The sequence below is a fragment of the Micromonospora sp. CNZ295 genome, assembly GCF_004217535.1.
On sequence record NZ_SHKZ01000001.1, the window covers coordinates 2,283,859 to 2,302,887 of the forward strand.

Genomic DNA, 19,029 nt, shown 5'->3' on the forward strand with positions numbered 1-19,029 from the left:
AAATCGGCTCAGGCGGTCGGGCTGGTGTCCGCATCGGGGCTCTCGGCCGCCGCCGGTTCGTACGGAAGGGCGCTGCCCTTGACGTACTCCTCCCAGCTCATGTTCCAGTCGGTCCAGCCGTTGCCGTTCTGGAGCTTCCGCTCGGTGCCCTTCACCGTGATCGGGTCACCGATGCGGGTGTTGGCGAAGAGCCACGCGCCGTTGGCCATGGAGACGTTCACGCAGCCGTGGGAGACGTTCACGTTGCCCTGCTGGCCCTCCGACCAGGGCGCGGCGTGGATGAACTCCCCGCCCCAGGTGAGCCGCTGGGCGTAGTCGATCTTCGTGCGGTAGCCGTCCTCCGGGCCCAGCTCCTCGTACGTGTCGAAGACCGTCTTGCGCAGCTTCTCGATCACGACCATGGTGCCGCTCGACGACGGGGTGGACTTCTTGCCGAGGCTGACCGGGATGGTCTTGACCATCCGGCCGTCCTTCGTGACCGTCATCCGCTTGGTCTTGTTGTCCACCGTCATGATCAACGACGGGCCGATCTTGATATCGACGGTCAGGTCGCTGCGTCCGTACCAGCCGTCGCCGAGCGGCAAGCCGCCGGCCTGGACCCGGTACGACACCGTGCTGTTCGCCGTCCAGAACTCCTTCGGGCGGTACCGCACCTCGGTCGGGCTGACCCAGTGCCAGATGCCCTCCTGCGCCGGCGTCGCGGTGACCGTCATCCGGCGCTGCAGGTCGTCCCGGTAGTCCTCCGGGATGGCGCGCCCGAACTTCACGATCAACGGCATCCCGACGCCGACCACCTGTCCGTCGCCCAGGAAGCTGCTGATCCGGATCTGCTTGTCCGGCTTGGCCATGGTGGTGAAGGTGCTGGTCGCGGTGGCGGGGCGGCCGTCGTCCCCGGTGGCGGTGACGGTCGCCGTGTACGTCTCGCCGTACGCCAGGGCGCCGGCCGGCAACCAGCTCGCGCCGTCCGCGGCGAGCGTGCCCTCGACGGCCGCGCCGGCGGAGTCCTTCAGCTCGACGGTGGTCTCCTGGGCCTCCTTGGCGGTGAACGTGATGCCCGTCGAGGCGGGCACGTCCTTCGCGTCGGCGGCTGGCTCGACGATGGTGACGGAGGCCTTCGGGGCGGGCGCGGCCTGGCCGTCACGCCAGCCCGACTTGTCGTCCCCGCCGGAGGTGCAGGCTGCGGTGAGCGTCAGCGCCGCCGCGAGAAGCCCGGCCGCGAGCGCGCGGCGTCGCACGCGCCGGGTCGGCTGGTCCTGGACAGCTCGCATGGTTACCTCACAGTCGTGGTGCCGATTGCCCATCCTCTCTCACCGACGCACGGGAGCGCCCGCCCGTTGCGTCGGGTGAACCGGAACACAGGGGGCCGACCGGTCCGGACCTTGACCGGCCCGGTGCAGGTCAGAACGGTGAACCGAACCCGCCCGGGGGCACCGGGAGGGCGCTGCCCTTGACGAAGTCGGACCAGCTCAGGCTCCACGCCGTCCACCCGTTGCCGGCGGCCAGCCTCCGCTCGGTGCCGGTGACGGTGATCGGGTCGCCGATCCGGGTCTTGTCGAACAGCCAGCGGGCGTGCGCCGTCGACACGTTCACACAGCCGTGGGAGACGTTCTGCCGCCCCTGCACGTGCTCCGACCATGGCGCGGCGTGGATGTACTCGCCGCCCCAGGTGAGCCGCTGCGCGAAGTCGATCTCCGTGACGTAGCGGTTGGCCGGATCCGGGTCGTCCCGGGTGTCGAAGACCGTGGACTGCTTCTTCTCCATGATCACCATCGTGCCGCTGGAGGAGGGGGTCTTCCGCTTGCCCAGGCTCACCGGCAGGGTGCGGACCACCTTGCCGTTCTCGTACACCGTCATCCGCTTGGTGGCGTTGTCGACCTTCATCTCGAACGCGCGGCCGATCTTCGCGGTCGCGACCCGGTCGACGTTCCCGTACCGGCCGTTGCTCAGGGGGATGCCGGCCAGCGCGATGCGGACGCTGAGCGTGGTGCCGGGCTTCCAGTACTCGGGGGCGCGGTAGTAGGCCTGCCGCCCGCCGTCGACCCAGTGCCACGCGCCCGGCTGCGGCGGGTCGGTCTGCACGAACATGCGCTGCTGCACCGCCGCCCGGTCCTTCTTCGGGATACCGGGGTTGAACTCGACGACCACCGGCATCGCGACGCCGTACTCCTTGTCGTCGAAGAGGTAGAGGCCGGAGGTGATCATCGACTTCGGCTTCGCCATCGTCGTGAACGTGCTGCGCCCCTCGCTGGTGCTGCCGTCGGCGGCGGTCGCGGTGACGGTCGCGGTGTAGCTGGTGGCGTACTTCAGGGGGGCCGCCGGCACCCAGGAGGAGCCGTCGGCGCGCAGCCGGCCCTGGACCTGCTTGCCGTCGGCGCTGGCGAGAGTGACGACGGACACCTTGGCACCATCCGGAAGGGCGGCGCCGATCTCGGCGCTGACCGGCCGGTTCGTCGCCCCGTCGGCCGGGACGACGGACAGCGGCGGTCCGTTCGGCGTCGCCGGCTGGCCCGGCGTGCTGCTCGCGGCCGGCGTCGGCGCGCCCATGAACTTCGGCTGCTCCTCGTCGCCGCCGCAGCCCGCCAGCGCCAACGACGCCATCAGGCCGAGAGCGCCCACGATCGCCCCGGCCCGCGTGAAACTGCCCATCGCCACCTCTGTCCTCGCGTACCTGGCGGACATCGTGCCGTATCGGTGCCCGTTGGCAGGTGCCCTCCGGCCTGGCCGATGGTCGTTTTGGGTGCTTACGTCCGACAAGCTCAACCGAAGGGTGGAGCGGGGGATCGGATTGGAACCCGGCTCACGGGCCGTGCTAAGGTTTCCCCCGTTGCCAGCGAGCGCCGCTAGCTCAACTGGCAGAGCAGCGGACTCTTAATCCGCGGGTTCGGGGTTCGAGTCCCTGGCGGCGCACCAACGATCAAGGCGCTGGCCTGGTGGTTCACACCGGGCCGGGGCCTTTTTCGTGTCCGTGGCGATTGCTGGGTGCTCGGTGGGTGATCGGGAGCGGTGGGACCGTTCCGGCCGGCGGTGGACGCGGTGCGGTGGTCATGGACGCTTGCTCTGATGTGGCCGCAGTCCGCCGTGTGGTTCTCGCCGGGCGGGCTACCGTAGCGCGTCGATGGCGCGGGACTCCTGGTGTCACCCTCGGTGACGACCGTGATGGTGGCTCCGATGCCGCCGTGAGCCTCCACCGGGCCGGCGAGGCCGCTGTATGGCGGGTGGTGCGAGGCGGGCAGTCTGGCCTTAAAAATCAACTCGCTGCGGTCCGATTTGCCCCCACCGTTGTTTTTGCCCTCAGCTCTTCGGCCGGTTCCCTGAACAGTGATCTCCAAAATCGGCCCCAAAACCCCGGTTTGGAGACGAGGGGTGCTTGCAGAGCCCGCCAGTGCTTCGTCCGATGCCCCGGAAGAGGCTCGTCCTCGGCCTCGGTGATCCCGGTTGCGCTGCCCCGAGGCGGTTCCTCCGACCACCCTCCGTTACCGGTCGGCGAAAACCGACTGTCCGGCTGTCGGTGTCTGGGGGGATCATCACAGGATGGGTGACGACGCGGCCGTGCTGCGGTTGTCGCCGCGGCGGTGGCGGATCTTGTCGTTCCTGGCGCAGCACGCTCTGGCGTCGACGATGGATGTGGCCCTGGTCTGTGACGTGTCGCGGCTGACGGCTCACCGGGACCTGGTCTGGTTGCACGAGGCGGGGCTGGTGAGCCGGCAGCGCTCGGAGGAGGACCGTACCCACACCTGGTGGTACAAGGCGACCGGCGAGGGGACCGAGCGGCTCCGCCGTGATTTGGCGGCCTCGGGGCGGCTGGTGCCTCTGCAACTGGGCCGGCGGCACCCGAGCGCGTCGGACGATCTGCTGTTCCTGCCGCTGGTCGAGGTGTCGCGGCGGAATCCGGGGCGGTGTGAGCTGTTCCAGTGGCTGGCGACGATGGACACCTCGGCGTGGCTGCGCCAGCACGACCTGGCGTACCTGCGCGCCGACGGCTATGGCGTCTGGCTTGAGGATGGACGGTGCCTACGGTTCCTGGTGCACGTCGACCGTGGCCCGGTAGGCGAGGTAGTCGCCGAACACGAGAAGCGGACGTACGGGCTGGGCGGGCTGCTGGCCGGCTACCGACGTACCGATCCGGTGGTGCCGGTCGGGGCCGTGTTGGTCGTCGCCCAGGACGCCGAACGAGAGGAGCAGTTGCTGGCCGGCCTGGTCCGCGAGCCGCTGCGGGCGCTCATCGCCACGACCAACAGGAACATGTTGTATCGGCACTGGCCGCATGAGCAGCTTTGGCGGGTACCGGGCGAGGACGAGCGCCGCAGCCGACTGATCGAGATCGCCGGCTGAAACCGAAGGACGTTCCGACGTCGACCAGCATGAGTCGATCCGCGGAGACTCGGAGTGGCGTCAGGTGACGGCGACTCGTCGGACGCGCTCATCTGGCTCCCCTCTGTGTCAAGACACCGCCGGGAGGAGAGTTCTATCCTGGGTCTTGGCGGGTCCGGGAAGTGACTTCTCCGAAGAGCCGGCTTGGGGATGAGAGTCGGTCACGCTGGAGTCAGTAGTCGTGCCCCGTTGTCCTCCCGGGCCCGCCGCCGTGGCCACCGCGTCGCTGATCATGCACCGGTAGACGATGTCGGACAGGCGTCGTTTCAGCGCGCGCATCGCTTCCATCGATGTCTTGCCGGAGGCCTTCTTCCGGTCGAAGTAGGCGCGTCCCTCGGTGGGATTGCGCAGCTGGACGGTGGCCATGATGTGCAGCACCCGGTTGATCTGCCGGTTCCCGGCACGGGAGAGCCGGTGGCGTACCTGCTCGCCGGAGGACGCGTCGATGGGGGCGGTGCCGTTCCAGGAGGCGAAGTGGGCCCGGTTGGGGAACCGGGTGATGCCGCCGACCTCGACCAGCAGCCGAGCGGCACCGGAGGGTCCGATGCCGTGCAGGTCCATCAACGTGGTGCCGGTGGAGGCGACCAGTTCCTTCAGTTCTTTGTCTGCTTCCTTGGAGCGACGGTAGATCCGTTCGAGGTCACCGATCAGCTCCGCGGCGACCCGCCGGCGGGCCTTGCCGACCGCGTCACGGGGCCGGACGGTGGCCAGCAGTGCTTTGGCCTGGGCGGCGGACAGGCTCTTCTTCGCTCCACCCGGAATGAGCTCGAGGAGCAGTTGGTGCAGCTGGGAGACCATCCGGGTGTGGTCCTCGCCGAGGGAGCGGCGCCGGTCGACCAGAATCCGCAGCAGGGCCAGCTGCTCGTCGTTGACCACCGGGCGCAGCCCGGCCATGCGGGTGCCGACCAGCGCGATGGAGTGGGCGTGGGTGGCGTCTGTCTTGCGGCCCTGCCCGGTGGCGAAGACCCGCGCCCTGGCGGACAGCTTCGGCGGGACGTCGACGACCTGCTCGCCGTCGGCCAGTAGCCGGTTGGCGATGTGCCGGCCGATGCCCTGGCAGCCCTCGATCGCCCACACCCGGTTCGGCCACTGCTTGGCGTACTTCTTCATAGCCGTGTAGCCGTCGCGGCCGGTGTCGAACCGGCCGGCGCCGACGACGGTCTCGTCGCGGGCCATGACCTCGATCGTGGCAGAGCGCTTGTGCGGGTCCATGCCGATGACCACACGATCCGACGTGACACTCAACGCGTCCTCCGATGCTCGATCCACCTGGGTTGTCGAGCCGGGAGGGCAACGCTACTTCGAGCCGAACAAACCCCTCTTGAGCCTCTCCCCGCCCTGGCGGCGCCCGGGCCGCGCAGGCCAAATGAGAGCCACACGACCAGCGTGGGCAGCCGAAATGAGAGCGACAGCCCGGGCGCCTCAACCGAAGCCTGGCCGGGCCACGGTCGCAGGTCAATGAAACAAGTAGCCGAGTTGAGTGCACTCGACCATCCGGGCAAAGTGCGCCTGCGCAGTCACCATCGCGCCATCTGTCAAACGCATCCCCGCCAACCGGCTCGGTGGCCACCGGCTGCCCAGGATGCGTCCACCATCCTGCTGATCGCCAGACATGCCCACCCTGGCATCGAACCGCTTCCGCTGTCTCTGAAGCCGGCTGAGTGAGTCAGTCGCACCGCCGAGAGGTGGACACGTGCCGAGCGGCATATCCGACCGCCGCCACCGGGGACCACCTGCGAAAGCACCTCAGCCGGCCGCAGAATCGCCTCGACGTTTCCATGTGATCTGCGATAGGTCACGGTTCGGGTTTACTTGTCGGGGTGCCCGGTCGTCGCCTGCACCTCGAAATCGATGGGACCACCAGGGGCCTGTCCCCCCGGGCGAGTCTCTAGCTCCGTAATCGTCCAGCCCGGTGCGCTCCGCACGATGTCCTTATACGCGCTGACGACAGCGACCTGGGCGTGTTCGGCGACCACTTCAAGGCGACCCAACATTCGTTCTACGGGTTCCCCGTCGTAGGAGAACGCAAGGGGCTCGTCGAGGAGGAGGATCGTCGGCTCGACACGGGCGTGGTGACGTGCGTGCGCGGCGGCCAGTTCAACCAATAAGAGTGATGTCCACATGCCGGGAAAGTGGTCAAGCTGAGTTTCGCGCACGATTCGTCCGCCTATTTCGACCAGCCACTCGATACGATTGCCTTTGGTGTTCACTTCCTTGACTATGTCGCTCGACTGCGGCAACGAACGCAGCACTGCCTTCATTGCTGCGGCACTCAGGTCAAACAGTTGAGCCAGCTGCATGACACTATTGAGCCGCGGAATGTTCGCCATCGGAAGAAAGATCGTCTTATATGGCCGGGCGACGTAGGGAACCTCTTTGCCGTCGAGAATGTGCCAAACTTCGCCGGCGCGTCCGCTGGTGGCCACGTCATGGGTATGCGGGTCGAACCATTTGACCGCAAAGTCAACATCTCGGTAGCGGGACATTTCGGCAACGTGTTCCGGGTAGGCGACGCTGGCGATGAGGCGAGCCAGGACCGATTTTCCGCTAACGTTAGGACCCGTGATGACGTTGCGCATGCCGAGAGGGAACCTTCGGCCGGCGAGGGCGGCAGGCCCGGAGTCGACCGTGATCGATTCTACGAGCCCGTAGTTGTCGGAGACAATGCCCGTGACCTCCCCGCTCTTCCTTGCCTCGTGCAGGCGTTTCCATGCGCGCAATTGAGCCGCAGAATAAATGCCGCTGGGGTCTGAGTCTATGGCCTTACCGTGGGTGTAGCAGCACCAGATGCCGTTCTCGGGCGCGCTCCGCTCGTCGGCAGAAAGGCCCCCTGTCCCCCGCGGCCCACCGGGAGCTGCGGCATAGATGTGAGCGGCCATACCGGTTCTGATGACGCTGCCACCGTTGGCCGAGGGGCCGATCGTGAGGCGGCCACAGTTCAGCACCGAGCACTGATAACCGGCGCGTTCGGCGATAATCGTGCGAACTGACTTTGAGAACTCGGCTCGATTTGTCATCCGCCATTCCCGTCGTTACAGCCCGGCTACCGGCATGCCACCCTGTACCTGGGCAGAGTATCGCCCATCCAGCCTATGGTGCGCGCCTCGTGCGTGCCATGGGGCCGGTTGATGCAGGGATGTGGTTTCTCTGCGTGCTGGCCACACCCAACAGCGCCGTAGTCGCCCGCGTGGCCCGGCTGGAGGCGCAGGGGCGCATGCTGCCTCCAGGCCGCGCCGCGGAGAAGCCGCGAAGGCGGACGGGCGATCAGTTCCAGCGATCGGCGTTCGGATTCTCGCCGAGCAGCCGCGCACTCTCCAGGCACAAGTCTTCGCCGAACAGTTGGTTGCCGTGGGAGTCGGTGCCCCATGCGTCGTCGGCGCAGGCAGCGATGGCCCGCCATGTGTAGCCTTCAGCCCGCCATTGCCTCACTTGGCGCGCGATGTCCGTGGTCAGGGTCAGCCCCCACGCCTCCAGCACGTGGCGAATCTACGCTGAGCGTCTTGACGTCGCCGCCGGTGCGTCCGGATCTGCCGCTGAACATGCGCGACCCCTGCCAACTAAAGATGGTCGCAGTATGGAGAGCAACGACGGCCAAGGGCGTGGCCCAGGTCCCGCAGGAGGGTACCCAGCCGCTCGGCCTCCTCGGCGGTGGGCGGAGTGATGGCCGCGCCAGCCGCGATGTGCTCTCCGGCCTCGTACAACGCGACGTACAGGTCTTCGGCGGTTGCGCGGTCGAGCCGCAGAACGATGTCATCCCGCATGCGCAGACCCTAATCACACGTCGCGGGGCACCGGTTGGCCAAGGTCGGGAGTGCGCGGATCTGCCGGGGATCGCGCGTCGCTGGGAGTGGTGGCCGGCGGAGGCGTGGACCTAAGGGATGTCTCGTAACCCCGGTGTTCGTCTGATGAGGACGATCATCGAGGATGCCTGGGTGCAGGTGATCTCCGCAGCCCGTCCGGAGCTGATCTTCCCGTTCACCGGTCTGCAGCCGGCCCAGTTCCGGCGGCTGGTCCGCCTGGTCGCCGAGCGAGGCGGGGACGCCATCGCTGACGGCCGGCCGGGCCGGCAGTGGGCCCTGGACCTGCCGGATCGGGTGCTGCTGGTGGCCGCGTACTGGCGTACCAACCTGACCATGCGCCAGATCGGCCCGCTGTTCGGCGTCTCGCACTCCGCCGCCCACCGGGTCATCGACACCCTCGCACCGCTGCTGGCCCTCGCCCCCGTACGCCGGCGACCGGTCGACCAGATCGCCATCGTCGACGGCACCCTGATCCCGACCCGGGACCACCGCCTGGCCGCGCCGAGCAAGAACTACCGCTACTCCACCAACCTGCAGGTCGCCATCGACGCCAGCACCCGCCTGGTCATCGCCGTCGGCGACCCGCAGCCGGGCAACCGCAACGACACCATCGTCTACCGCAGCAGCGGTATCGACCAGAAGCTCGCCGGGCGGCCGGTCATGGCCGACGGCGCCTACCGCGGCAACCCCGAAGTGATCATCCCGTACCGCAAGCCCTCCGACGGCAGCGACCTACCCGACTGGAAAGCCGACCTGAACAAGCAGCACCGCACCGTGCGTGCCCAGGTCGAACACGCCCTGGCCCGCATGAAGTGCTGGAAGATCCTGCGCGACTACCGCCGCGCCGCCCGCACATTGACCGATGCCGCTTCCGGCATCGCCCACCTGCACAACATCGCCCTCGCCGGCTGACGGTCAAGTCCGGCGCCGGGCAACGCCTTCACCGAGTTACGAGACGTCCCTTAGTGAGCGGATGCCGCTCGGGTCGGGCGCGCCAATGGTCGGGGGGTCGGTTTGTCCATCAAACGGGTTAGCGCAACTCGAGGATGATGCCGTCCTCGGATTCGCTGCCGCCTGGGCTGTGGTCGTGGATGATCTCTACGATCATGTCGAACAGCGTCTGCCCTTGGCCACGCTGCGCGTTGCTGACCCTGGCCTCGATGCTCGCGGTGCGATGGGTGGCAGGTGAGGAGGATCTGCTCCAGCCATCGGGCCGTCGCGTCATAACCGAGCGCGAGCCGGGACGAGTCAGAGTTGACCCACTTGAGCACCCATCCGGTCTCAGGGGTCCCGAAGCCTCCGCGGAGGATGTCGTTGAAGGCATCCAGGCTTCCGTTCCAGGTGCCGTGACAAAGCAGCTGCGAGAACTCGCGTACAAAGCCGGCGAAGTCGTTAAACGAGGCTCCGTCGATGACGAGCACGGGAAGGGCATCGCTCATGGTTGGTCACGGTGCAAGTATGAGGGCGACCTACACCACCCGGATCTGCCGCCGATCGTATGCGCTGGCCGGGCGGTAAGCGTCACGCTCAGTGGTCGGCCCGCTTGCCGGCCGGCCTTCCTAAACTGCCGATGAGAGCGCCCGTGCGTTCGCTGCGCCGGCTATAACTCGGTCTGGTGGGCGCTGACGATGCGTTTCAGGACAGCTGTCATGGCAGACCAGTCCTGGTGCGGTAGCGGGCCGCCATGCGCCTCGGCTAGACGGACCTTGCGGCGATAGTTCTCCTGCACCTTCTTCTTGCTTCTTTTGTCGGCGAAACGGGCCTCATACTGACTAGGGTCGCGGTGATGGAAGGCCAGATCCATTAACAGCGTGACGTTGTCGTCACCCCGGATCGTGTCAGATCCTAGATACATCTCGACGCACCCGGAGATTCGCGCATTGCTTCGATCCATAGTCGACCGGTGCTGACCTTCGAAAGGCGGGAGTTGAGCGATCAGATAGTCGGGTATCGGCACAGCGGGAAACTGTATGATGACGATATTCGGCGGCAGTGCGATTGTCTTGAGCTGCTTCAAGGCATCACTAGCGGCGCCATCGTCGTCGAACGCGGCTACGATGCGGTTCCTGATGCCTGCTGCGGCGAATGCTTTCACCGTATTGACCAGCGCTCCTGCGCTGCCCTCGGATCTGGCGCGCGGGTCGAGGAATCGCACGAGGTCGGTCAGGTGTGGATACAGCAACTTAAGGCCGGCACGAAGGAACTCGGCGTCGGTGCTGCCCTCGGTCAGTACGACAATCGGTGATCTGGCTGACGATTCGACTGTCCACCGTTCTTGCGCGACTGATGGCATGGTGCCGAGTTCGTCCTTAACAAGCCAGCCGTCATGCACCAAGTCTGAAACGTCGAGAATCACCTCGATGTCAGGCACGGCGTGAGTCACGAGCCGCAAGCGGTGCCATCGGGCATTTTCTGTTTCATCGGGAATCAGGCTCAGCAACCACTTTGCTGATCCGATGACGGGCTCCTGGTCGGGCGGCTCGAACACAGCTTTGCTTTGTGTAGCGGCTGCTGACGCTATCGCCTTCAGCCAACGATCAGTGTCGAGTTCGGCGAGTGCCGCCTGTTCGGCCTCCCAGCGTTCGACCCACTCTGGATGTACCCTGCCCGTGCCTTCGAACCAAGGCCGACTGTCAAGGTTCTCGCCGATCGATTGCCTCAGAACCTCGAGTGCAGAATCGATGTCGAAGCCGAGGATGTCGAGCCGGTCTGCGATCAGAAGCCCGGTGGCCTTGTACTCGAAGAACTCAACGTCATAGTCAGGCTTGTCACCGAGCGCGTAGCGAGTTGAAGCTCGCCCGATCGAAACGGAGTACATTCGGTCCTGGAACAGGCAAATGAGGTCATTCGGGACTATGTCCTTGAAGAAGAATAATGTGAACGGCCCGGCGTTCAGTTCACCCCAACTGCCCATGGTCATCCATTTTGGGGCTTCAGCCTGCCGACGCGCGAGCGGGTTTGGTCTCCTCTCTGACGCCGGACAGCAACGTCGCGATCAACGAGCGAGCCGGTGCACTCTCATGCCGCCGATCGCGCGCTCGGCTCGACGATGAGCCGTCAGGCCGGTAGTCGGTCCGCTCGCCCCGGTCGGCGTGCAGGCGATCCGTTCGTATCGCTGGCCGCGTTGGTTGCAGTCTTGACCGCTCCGGATCGGCTTGCCCTGCCAGCTGCGGTCGGCGACGGCGCACCCGTCGGGCGCGTCCTGCAGGTACGCGAGCTGGCGCCGACGGAGGGAGCGGCTGCCGATGGCGCTGATGGTGTCGGCCCTGCCTGAACGTCCCCTGCTGGGCAGAGGAGCTGTAGCTGATCTGGATCCGGCCCGGCCTGCCCTACGCTGGCGCCATGAGGGAACGGGGCGTGAATCGAACTCCAGCGCTGGCCCTACCTGGCGGGCGCTGATGGACCGGCAGGCCGCGGTGCCGACTCACGTGCTCCCGAACGAGGTCCGGCGTGACGTCGAGACGTTGTGGCGCTACCACGACATGCACCACCAGCTGCGCCCGTGCGACGTGGGCATCGGGCTGGGCAGCCATGACCTCGGCGTGGCGGTGATTGCAACGCGGCTGTTTCAGGTAGGCCTGTTCCCATGGATCGTTTTTACCGGCGCGAACGCCCCGACGACCGTTGAACGGTTCCCGCGTGGAGAGGCGGTGCACTACCGCGAGTACGCCATCGAGCAGGGCGTGCCGGCGGAAGCGATTCTCGTGGAGCCGCGCGCGACGAACACCGCCGAGAACCTTGAATTCTCCCGCGCGCTCCTGACCGAACACCGGATCCCGGTGAAGTCGGTGCTGATCATGTCTCGGCCCTACCAGCAGCGTCGGGCCTACGCCACGTGCCGGCTCGTGTGGCCGGAGGTTGATGTGGTGTGCGCTTCGAACCCGCTCGAACTGGACGACTACGTGAGCAGCATCGGCGACCCGCGGCGGGTGGTGGACATGCTGGTAGGCGACACGCAGCGGATCGAGGTGTACGCGGAGCGCGGGTTCGCCATCCCGCAGGAGATGCCGGACGAGGTACGGACGGCCTTCGAGCGCCTGGTGGCGGCCGGCTACACGAGCCGGCTGATCTGAGCCCAGCTACCAGCGCGGCCCTCCCGACCGGACGCCCATGCGGTCGCTGAGTTCGACGGCCAGTCGAGGTGGCCGGGGGCGGGTGAGAATGTCTCGGACGAGGTCGCGGGAGAGCTGGTGGTAGCGCACCTGGTCGGGGCCGATGACCTCGGCGTCCAGGAGCGCGTTGAGCGCGTCGTCAATGCGGTTCCACCGGGCAAGGGCTCGGGCGGTTTCGATGGCGTGCCGAACCCGCCGCTCGACGGGAACGGTGCTGGTGTCGAGTGGGGCGCCGATGGCGATGGCGCGTTGCACGTCGCCGAGTTCCATCGCCACGGTCGTCTTGTGGATCGACACGTTGGTCGGCCCGAACGCGGTCCACACGTGGTTGCCATCGGCACCGAGTCGCTGCGCGGTGGCATCGGCCTCGGCGATGTGGGTGTCGGCTGAGGCGCGGTCGTCGTCTCGAGCGGCGGCCAGCGCGCAGACCAGGTGCAGGCTTCCGTAGACCGACAGCAGCTGCGGAGTCGGCTTGACGAGCCGTGGTTCCAGGAACTGCGCCGCCGTGGCGGCGAGGCCGCGGGCTTGGGCGTACTCACCGATGGACGCCAGCGAGTGCGCGGCGGAGCGGCTAAGTGAGCCGATGACGACGTGGTCGTGGCTGGCGTTGGCGGCGGCCAGCCCTCGGCTGGCGGCGGTCCACGCGAGGTCACCTTCGCCGAGCTTGGTGAGGAACAACGCGGCGAGCTGATGGGCGTAGGCGGTCATCGCGTGCGCGCGCTGGCCGTCGTCTCCGTCGTACGCCTCGGTGGCGGTGAGGCAGTCGTGGATGAGGTAGGGGAGCCGGCGGGCGAGGGTGCCGTACCGCGAGTGCTGGTAGGCGGTCCAGATCTCGGCGATATCGTTCTCGATCTCGCGCAGGGCGGGAGCCTCGACGTCCCCCGTGCTGGCAAGCGCCGGCGCGAGGTGACGATAGTCGTGAAGCGCGGCCCGCAAGGCGGGGATGGTCTCGCGACCTGAGTCGTCCGACCACTCGAACAGGCTCGGTGCACCGATCAGGTCGCCGAGGGACACGTCCAGGGCCTTGGCGATTGCGCGTATGACCGACAGCCGGTCCAGGTCGGCCCGGTTCGTCTCAACCTTGCGTAACCACTCCTGCGTCTTGCCGACCAGACCGGCCAGCACCTCCTGGGAGAGCCCTCGCCGCCGCCGGTAGAAGGCGACGCGCTGGCCGATCGTCATGTCGTCCGTCATCCCTCGCACACCATCACCCTGCCCGCTGAAGGCCGCCGGACCCGGTACGGATTTTCCCGGTCCTCCGTACGGACCGCCCCTACGTTCAGTTCACCCCAGATCACCGGCACGTGTCGATGCCGGTGTCGGGGATGACTGACAGGGAGCTGCAGATGGAGGGATCGATGAGCGGCGCACCACACCACGGCTTGGGCCGCTGGCTCGGCCCGTCCGGGAGCGAACTGTCTCGGCGCCTTCCCCGCCTGCGTACCGCCATGAGGGCTGCGCGGGTGGGTGATCGGCGGTCTGCTCCCAGCCGCCGTGATGCGGCGGCGGGCTCGCCATTCCCCCGGCGAGCCCGCCGCTCATCGTCCCTGGTGGGGGTGGCGGCATGACGGTGTACGTCTCGCGTAACGCGATGGCCAGCCAGTCCCGGCGCCCCGAGCCCAGATGGACGTCCTCCCAGGGGCAGGTGTGGCCTGCTGATCCGCCGCTGCTCACCTTCGTGTGGCGTCGGCTGTTCGAGCAGCAGACCCGCGAGGGCGGTCGCCGGTGACCGGGCAGCAGCGCCGCCTCGCGGCGAACCGGGCCGCGCCAGCCGGGGTGGAACATCTGCCGATGCGCCCGCTATGGCTGTGCCGCCGATGCGGGCAGCCGTGGCCCTGCGGCGCAGCGAAGCTCGCGCTCCTAGCCGAGTATCGAGAAGTGCCGGTGAGCCTGTTCCTCTACCTGGCCGGCTGCCTGCACGACGCGATCGAAGACCTGCACCGGCTCAACCCGAGCGTCACGGGCAGCGCCGCCGACATGTTCGACCGGTTCCTCGGCTGGCCTGCCCGCCACACCCACGCCTACCGCGTCAGTGCCACCACGGCCGTCAGCATCGAGGAGGCATCCTCGTGAACGGCATCGGCCTCATCAACGCCACCGGCTGGCCGGCGATCGCCGGCAGCTTCCACACCCTGGTCGTGCAGCCGACGAGCTTCTGCAACCTCGACTGCACCTACTGCTACCTGCCCGACCGAAGATCCCCCCGCCTGATGAGCGGCGCGGTCGCGCAGGCTTGCGCCGAGTCGATCGCACATCAGAACAGCGGTCATCCGGTGAGCGTCGTGTGGCACGGGGGCGAACCCACCGCCACACCCGTCGGGCTGTTCCGGGATCTACTGGCCCCGTTCGAGGAGCTCCGGCGCGCGGGAGTGGTGCGTCATGAGATCCAGACGAACGCGACGCTGATCAACCGACAGTGGTGCGAGCTGTTCACCGTTTACGGGTTCGAGGTCGGGGTCAGCATCGACGGACCCGGCGCGTTGAACCGGAACCGCCTCGACCGGGCCGGCAAGTCGACGGACGCCCGAACCCTGCGCGGCATGCAGACCCTGGCCGACGCGGGGCTGAGGTACTCGGTGATTTGTGTGGTCACACCGGAAACCACCGGCCACGCCGAAGCCCTCATCGACTTCTTCGCCGGCCTGCCCGGCTGCGAGTCGGTGGGCTTCAACATCGAAGAGCAGGAGGGCGCCGACCGGGCGCCGGTGTCGGAGGGCGCCGCTTACCGGTTCTGGCAGCGCCTCATCGAGCGTCGCGTCGGCGGCAGCCCGCTGCGGATCCGCGACGTGGACCGCCTGGCCGACTATCTCGCCGCCACCCGCGCTGGGCGCGTCGACCACGCCCCGTACGAGCCGATCCCGACCGTCTCCTGGGACGGGCAGGTGGTGCTGCTGTCACCGGAACTGCTCGGCATCACCGAGCCGCGATACGGCCACTTCATCGCCGGCAACGTCCTCCATCAACCCATCACCGCCATGCTCGCCCGCGCCGGCGACCTGGACTACGTCGCCGAATTCATAACGGCCCTCAACGACTGCGCCGACCACTGCACCTTCTACGACTTCTGCCGTGGCGCCCAGGCCGGCAACCGCTACTTCGAGCACGCGACCTTCACCGCCCGAGAAACGACCTACTGCCGAACCACCCGGCAAGCTCTCGTCCGCGCCGCCGCAGACCACCTCACCCCTCAAGGAGGAGCACCATGACCAACGCTCTCGCGGTCCTCATCAACGCCGCACCCGAGCAACTCGCCCGCCTCGGCGTCGACCCGGAACGGTCGGTAGCGTCAATCGACGCGGCGAAGTTCGACAACCGCCCCACCTGGGCTAACAAGGGTAAGTTCGACAGCCGACCCGGCTGGGACAACTGGAACAAGAAGAAGTAGTCACCACCACGGGGACGCGCGGGGGTGGCGTGCCCACCCCGCGCCCATACAGGTTGAGGACACATGCGCACCACCACGATCGGCGACGTGAAGGTCCTGCTGCCGGACCTCGTACCGGACGACCTCGACACCACGACGGACCTCGCCGACGGCCTCACCGAGGCCCTCGTCAACGGCGCAGGGTGGCACGGCTCGCACCTTGAGGACGCCCGCATCCGCAGCAGCCTGATCACCGGCGTGGACCTGAGCGAGAGCACCTGGGAGGCCGGCAGCCTCTACGGCTGCGAGATAACCCGCACCGACTTCTCCGCCGCGAGCCTGACCGGCATCACCATCGAACGGTGCGCGATCACCGGCTCCCGGTTCACCGGCACCAGACTCACCGACGTACGCCTCAAGGACGTCCTGTTCGACAGCTGCCGCTTCGACTACGCCACCCTCCGCCGGGTCACCGCCACCGGCTCGGTCGCATTCACCAACTGCACACTCACCAACGGCGCGTGGTCTTCCTGCCGCCTACCTCGCGTCGCACTGCGGTCCTGCGACCTGAGCGGTCTGGAATTGGACTCCTGCCACCTCGACGGGACCGACCTGCGGGGCAGCCGACTCCACGGCCTCAAGACGCCGCTGGATAACCTGCGCGGCGTCACCCTCGGCGAGGACCAACTTCCTGACCTCACCCGGCTGACCGTCGCCGCCCTCGACCTCACCGTCCGCGACAACTGAAGCCGAGGAGGCATCGTGGTCGCTGAGCCCACCGGCAGCCCGGACACGATCCTCGTCCGCGTCCGGGGCAACTCCGGCTCGGGCAAGAGCAGCATCGCCCGGGAGCTGCGACGCCGGCACGGCCGGGGCTGTGCCCTGGTCGAACAGGACTACCTGCGCCGTATCCTGCTGCGCGAACGGGATCTGCCCGGGGGCGCCCCACCCGCCCTGATTGCGCAGACGGCTCGGTTTGCTCTCGACCACGGCTACCACGTGGTGCTGGAAGGCATCATGCACACCAGCCGCTATCAGGGAATGCTGACCGCCCTGCGGGACTGCCACCGAGGGCGGTCCCTCTTCGGCTATCTCGACGTGTCCCTGCCCGAGACCCTGCGCCGGCACCTCACCCGCCCACAGGCCAGCCAGCGAGTTCACCGCCGACAAGATGAGCGGCTGGTACGCCGCCCACGACGTCCTGGGCTGGCCCGACGAACTCGTCCTACCCGAGACCACCACCCTGGTTGACGCCGTCGAGGCCCTCGCCGCTGCCGCCGGGCTACCCCAGACCGGACGCGACGACGACCTGCTACCGAACGTGCCGTCCCCGTAGAGCAGCCCAGCTGGCTACGGTGATGCCGTTTCGGCGCGCCATTCGCCGACGTCGGTCCCGAATGGCCAGGCAAGCCGTCAAGCACGGCAACTGCGACAGCATGGAGGTCGCCCTACCACGCTCGCATGAGCCAGCTCTCGATGACTGTGAAGTCGTGCTCGGTCAGTCCGCGGTGTGGGTCGACCCGATGTAGCAGGGCCGGGTCGTGGTGGTGAGTCGATACCCACTGCTGGTCGGCGTGGGAGATTTCGTCGTCGATCCAGACGAAGGGGCGTCCGTGCGCCCATTCGACCAGTCCACGGGTCTTCCAGTGCAAGACGCCGACCTCGTCGGAGTCGGGCCAGTCCACGACGGGCAGGGCAGGTAGCCCGAGCAGCGGCGCGAGCACGTCGTTCGCGTCGCTCATCCAGGTCGTCGCCCACACGAGATCACATGGCAGGGCTTTCAGCCGGCGGCCGTGTTCCGGATTGACCTTGTGCAGCAAGGGGTGGGCGTCGGCCGGCAGGGCCGGTGCCCCGGTGGGCCATGTGACATGCCCGGCGAAGCCGCCGTGGGTGTCCCGAACGGGAGGAGGGTCCCGTCCACGTCTAGGAACAGCAACGGACGCGGCGCAGGGGCGGACATGACCCAAGAGGCTAGCTTCACCCCGCCCTCAACTACCTGCGCGCGCTTTCCCCAGGTCCATTCGTCTCGTCGGTGCTCCCGGCGGCCGGCAAGCGTGCGCTGCTGACGGCGACCACGGCAGGGGCGGCGCTTGGATGCCTCTCACCGGGACTCTTCCGCTCCGGCGGCGCTGTGGTGACCCGACCACGCCAGCACCACCACATTCCACACCCTCAACCAAGGAGTTCTCGTGCTTTCGCCGACACCTTCACCTACTGCCGTAGGCATTGATGCTGACGAGTTCCGGCTTGATCCCCGTTCGGGGGTCGGGCTTGGCGTCAGCGTTGACGTCAGTCTTCACCCGGACCCCCGAACGGACCCCCTGTTTCCTCTCACAACGCAGGTCAGCCCGTCTGTCAGCGCTGGAGCCTTGTCCTGCGACAGACCCTGCCTGGTCTCGGGTCTCTCCCCCTGGGGCTGGCATTCCATGCCCGGAAGGGAGGTGGTGGCCGGTGGATGATCCGGTCCTTCGGGTCCAGTCCCAGCTAACCGGCCGTGACCGCGTGCTGCTGGGCTGGTTGTACGACCACGGCGTGTTGACGTCGTTCCAGCTCGCGAACGCCCTGTTCCCGTCGTTGGACTTCTGTCAGCGGCGGCTGCGGACCCTGTACCGGCTGCGGTTGGTGGCCCGGTTCCGGCCGCAGCGGGCCGACGGCGGCTCGTACCCGTACCACTACGTCATCGATCAGCTCGGCGCCGAGGTCGTCGCGGCCAGCCGGGACGAACGCCCACCCCGTCGGGACCACGCCCGGGTGGAGCGGCGGCGCTGGACCTCGACCCGCAGCCTCGCCCACCGGCTGGGGGTGAACGGCTTCTTCACCGACCTGGCCGGGCACGCCCGCACCCACCCTGGCGCGGCGTTGGTGGAGTGGTTGCCGGAGGCGGTGTGCCAGCGCGCCGGGACGTTCACCCGCCGGCGGGATCCGGGGCTGGTGCGGGCGTATCAGCCGCGGGTCCGCCCGGACGGCTACGGCCGGTGGGTCGACGGCCGGACCGAGGTGCCGTTCTTCGTCGAGTACGACACCGGCGCCGAGCAGTTGTCGATCCTTGCCACCAAGGTGGACGGCTACCAGGATCTGTTCGCGACGATCCGGCGGGCGTGGCCGGTGCTGTTCTGGCTGCACTCGGCCGCCCGGGAGCGCAACCTACGCCGCGTGCTGGCCGACGTGCCGCTGTCGGTGCCGGTCGCCACCGGGGCCCGCGACCACCCCGCGACGGCGGGCCTGGGCCCGGCCGGGGCGGTGTGGGCCGTGGCCGGTGTGGAAGGGCAGCGGCTACGGCTGGCGGATCTCGCCGGGTACGCCGTTGACGCCTCCGGTCTGGCGGGTGAGGCCGCGTGATTGGCGACGGCACGACGGCGGCGGACAGTACTTCCGCTGCGGA

The 19,029-nt window shown here is 67.8% G+C and carries 19 protein-coding genes, 1 tRNA gene and 1 pseudogene; 11 read left to right on the top strand and 10 right to left on the bottom strand.

Features of this window, described 5'->3' with window-relative positions:
* Positions 1-8: 8 nt before the first annotated feature.
* Both EV376_RS10890 and EV376_RS10895 read right to left on the bottom strand, forming a co-directional pair.
* Positions 9-1,268 (bottom strand): Ig-like domain-containing protein, encoded by a 1,260-nt coding sequence (locus EV376_RS10890; RefSeq protein ID WP_130322313.1) that lies wholly within the window; start codon positions 1,266-1,268, stop codon positions 9-11.
* A 130-nt stretch (positions 1,269-1,398) separates the two neighbouring features.
* Complete coding sequence (locus EV376_RS10895; RefSeq protein WP_130322315.1) at positions 1,399-2,646, bottom strand: Ig-like domain-containing protein; 1,248 nt, start codon at positions 2,644-2,646, stop codon at positions 1,399-1,401.
* 188 nt (positions 2,647-2,834) lie between these two features.
* On the opposite strand from EV376_RS10895, the gene EV376_RS10900 reads away from it, so the two are divergent.
* Both EV376_RS10900 and EV376_RS30460 read left to right on the top strand, forming a co-directional pair.
* Positions 2,835-2,910: transfer RNA gene (locus tag EV376_RS10900), tRNA-Lys, on the top strand.
* 621 nt (positions 2,911-3,531) lie between these two features.
* On the top strand, positions 3,532-4,332 hold the full coding sequence (locus tag EV376_RS30460; protein WP_486482586.1) for a MarR family transcriptional regulator: 801 nt from the start codon (positions 3,532-3,534) through the stop codon (positions 4,330-4,332).
* Positions 4,333-4,440: 108 nt separating this feature from the next.
* On the opposite strand, the gene EV376_RS10915 is transcribed toward EV376_RS30460, so the two are convergent.
* The 4 genes from EV376_RS10915 to EV376_RS10930 form a co-directional block, all read right to left on the bottom strand.
* Positions 4,441-5,583, bottom strand: a complete 1,143-nt coding sequence (locus tag EV376_RS10915; protein WP_130322319.1) for an IS110 family RNA-guided transposase — start codon at positions 5,581-5,583, stop codon at positions 4,441-4,443.
* A 596-nt stretch (positions 5,584-6,179) separates the two neighbouring features.
* Positions 6,180-7,388, bottom strand: a complete 1,209-nt coding sequence (locus EV376_RS10920) for a hypothetical protein (protein ID WP_130322321.1) — start codon at positions 7,386-7,388, stop codon at positions 6,180-6,182.
* 247 nt (positions 7,389-7,635) lie between these two features.
* Positions 7,636-7,848: a hypothetical protein gene (locus tag EV376_RS10925; RefSeq protein ID WP_130322323.1), complete on the bottom strand. Its 213-nt coding sequence runs from the start codon at positions 7,846-7,848 to the stop codon at positions 7,636-7,638.
* Positions 7,849-7,928: 80 nt separating this feature from the next.
* Positions 7,929-8,132: a hypothetical protein gene (locus EV376_RS10930; protein WP_130322325.1), complete on the bottom strand. Its 204-nt coding sequence runs from the start codon at positions 8,130-8,132 to the stop codon at positions 7,929-7,931.
* Between the two features lie 171 nt (positions 8,133-8,303).
* Between EV376_RS10930 and EV376_RS10935 the strand changes: the two genes are divergently transcribed.
* On the top strand, positions 8,304-9,083 hold the full coding sequence (locus tag EV376_RS10935) for a transposase family protein (RefSeq protein ID WP_130328607.1): 780 nt from the start codon (positions 8,304-8,306) through the stop codon (positions 9,081-9,083).
* Between the two features lie 50 nt (positions 9,084-9,133).
* Here EV376_RS10935 and EV376_RS10940 read toward each other — a convergent pair whose 3' ends face one another.
* Together EV376_RS10940 and EV376_RS10945 are read right to left on the bottom strand one after the other, a co-directional pair.
* Positions 9,134-9,610 (bottom strand): barstar family protein, encoded by a 477-nt coding sequence (locus tag EV376_RS10940; RefSeq protein ID WP_207228120.1) that lies wholly within the window; start codon positions 9,608-9,610, stop codon positions 9,134-9,136.
* A 161-nt stretch (positions 9,611-9,771) separates the two neighbouring features.
* A complete protein-coding gene (locus EV376_RS10945; protein ID WP_130322327.1) occupies positions 9,772-11,085 on the bottom strand; it encodes a hypothetical protein in 1,314 nt (437 codons plus the stop codon).
* A 484-nt stretch (positions 11,086-11,569) separates the two neighbouring features.
* Between EV376_RS10945 and EV376_RS10950 the strand changes: the two genes are divergently transcribed.
* A complete protein-coding gene (locus EV376_RS10950; protein WP_130328608.1) occupies positions 11,570-12,244 on the top strand; it encodes a YdcF family protein in 675 nt (224 codons plus the stop codon).
* 6 nt (positions 12,245-12,250) lie between these two features.
* On the opposite strand, the gene EV376_RS10955 is transcribed toward EV376_RS10950, so the two are convergent.
* The gene (locus EV376_RS10955) at positions 12,251-13,477 is read right to left on the bottom strand and encodes a helix-turn-helix domain-containing protein (protein ID WP_207228122.1); all 1,227 of its coding nucleotides are present in this window, start codon (positions 13,475-13,477) and stop codon (positions 12,251-12,253) included.
* A gap of 370 nt (positions 13,478-13,847) precedes the next feature.
* Between EV376_RS10955 and amcA (EV376_RS30170) the strand changes: the two genes are divergently transcribed.
* The 6 genes and pseudogenes from amcA (EV376_RS30170) (at position 13,848) to EV376_RS10980 (ending at position 16,983) form a co-directional block, all read left to right on the top strand.
* Positions 13,848-14,012 carry a multiple cyclophane-containing RiPP AmcA gene (gene amcA / locus EV376_RS30170; protein WP_165437985.1) on the top strand — a complete coding sequence of 55 codons (165 nt, stop codon included), beginning with the start codon at positions 13,848-13,850 and terminating at the stop codon, positions 14,010-14,012.
* Complete coding sequence (locus EV376_RS10960; RefSeq protein ID WP_130322329.1) at positions 14,009-14,356, top strand: hypothetical protein; 348 nt, start codon at positions 14,009-14,011, stop codon at positions 14,354-14,356. Before amcA (EV376_RS30170) ends, EV376_RS10960 begins: the two co-directional genes overlap by 4 nt.
* Positions 14,353-15,489, top strand: a complete 1,137-nt coding sequence (gene amcB / locus EV376_RS10965) for a cyclophane-forming radical SAM peptide maturase AmcB (RefSeq protein WP_130322331.1) — start codon at positions 14,353-14,355, stop codon at positions 15,487-15,489. Before EV376_RS10960 ends, amcB begins: the two co-directional genes overlap by 4 nt.
* Positions 15,486-15,668 carry a multiple cyclophane-containing RiPP AmcA gene (amcA, locus tag EV376_RS10970; RefSeq protein WP_130322333.1) on the top strand — a complete coding sequence of 61 codons (183 nt, stop codon included), beginning with the start codon at positions 15,486-15,488 and terminating at the stop codon, positions 15,666-15,668. The genes amcB and amcA (EV376_RS10970) overlap by 4 nt, the downstream gene beginning before the upstream one ends.
* Positions 15,669-15,731: 63 nt before the next feature.
* A complete protein-coding gene (locus EV376_RS10975; RefSeq protein WP_130322335.1) occupies positions 15,732-16,394 on the top strand; it encodes a pentapeptide repeat-containing protein in 663 nt (220 codons plus the stop codon).
* A 15-nt stretch (positions 16,395-16,409) separates the two neighbouring features.
* Positions 16,410-16,983: pseudogene (locus EV376_RS10980) on the top strand (kinase).
* Positions 16,984-17,095: 112 nt separating this feature from the next.
* Here the strand turns inward: EV376_RS10980 and EV376_RS10985 are convergent.
* Positions 17,096-17,467, bottom strand: coding sequence for a hypothetical protein (locus EV376_RS10985; RefSeq protein WP_486482587.1), 372 nt, complete (start codon positions 17,465-17,467; stop codon positions 17,096-17,098).
* 631 nt (positions 17,468-18,098) lie between these two features.
* Between EV376_RS10985 and EV376_RS10990 the strand changes: the two genes are divergently transcribed.
* The gene (locus EV376_RS10990; RefSeq protein ID WP_130322337.1) at positions 18,099-18,986 is read left to right on the top strand and encodes a replication-relaxation family protein; all 888 of its coding nucleotides are present in this window, start codon (positions 18,099-18,101) and stop codon (positions 18,984-18,986) included.
* Positions 18,987-19,029: the final 43 nt, after the last annotated feature.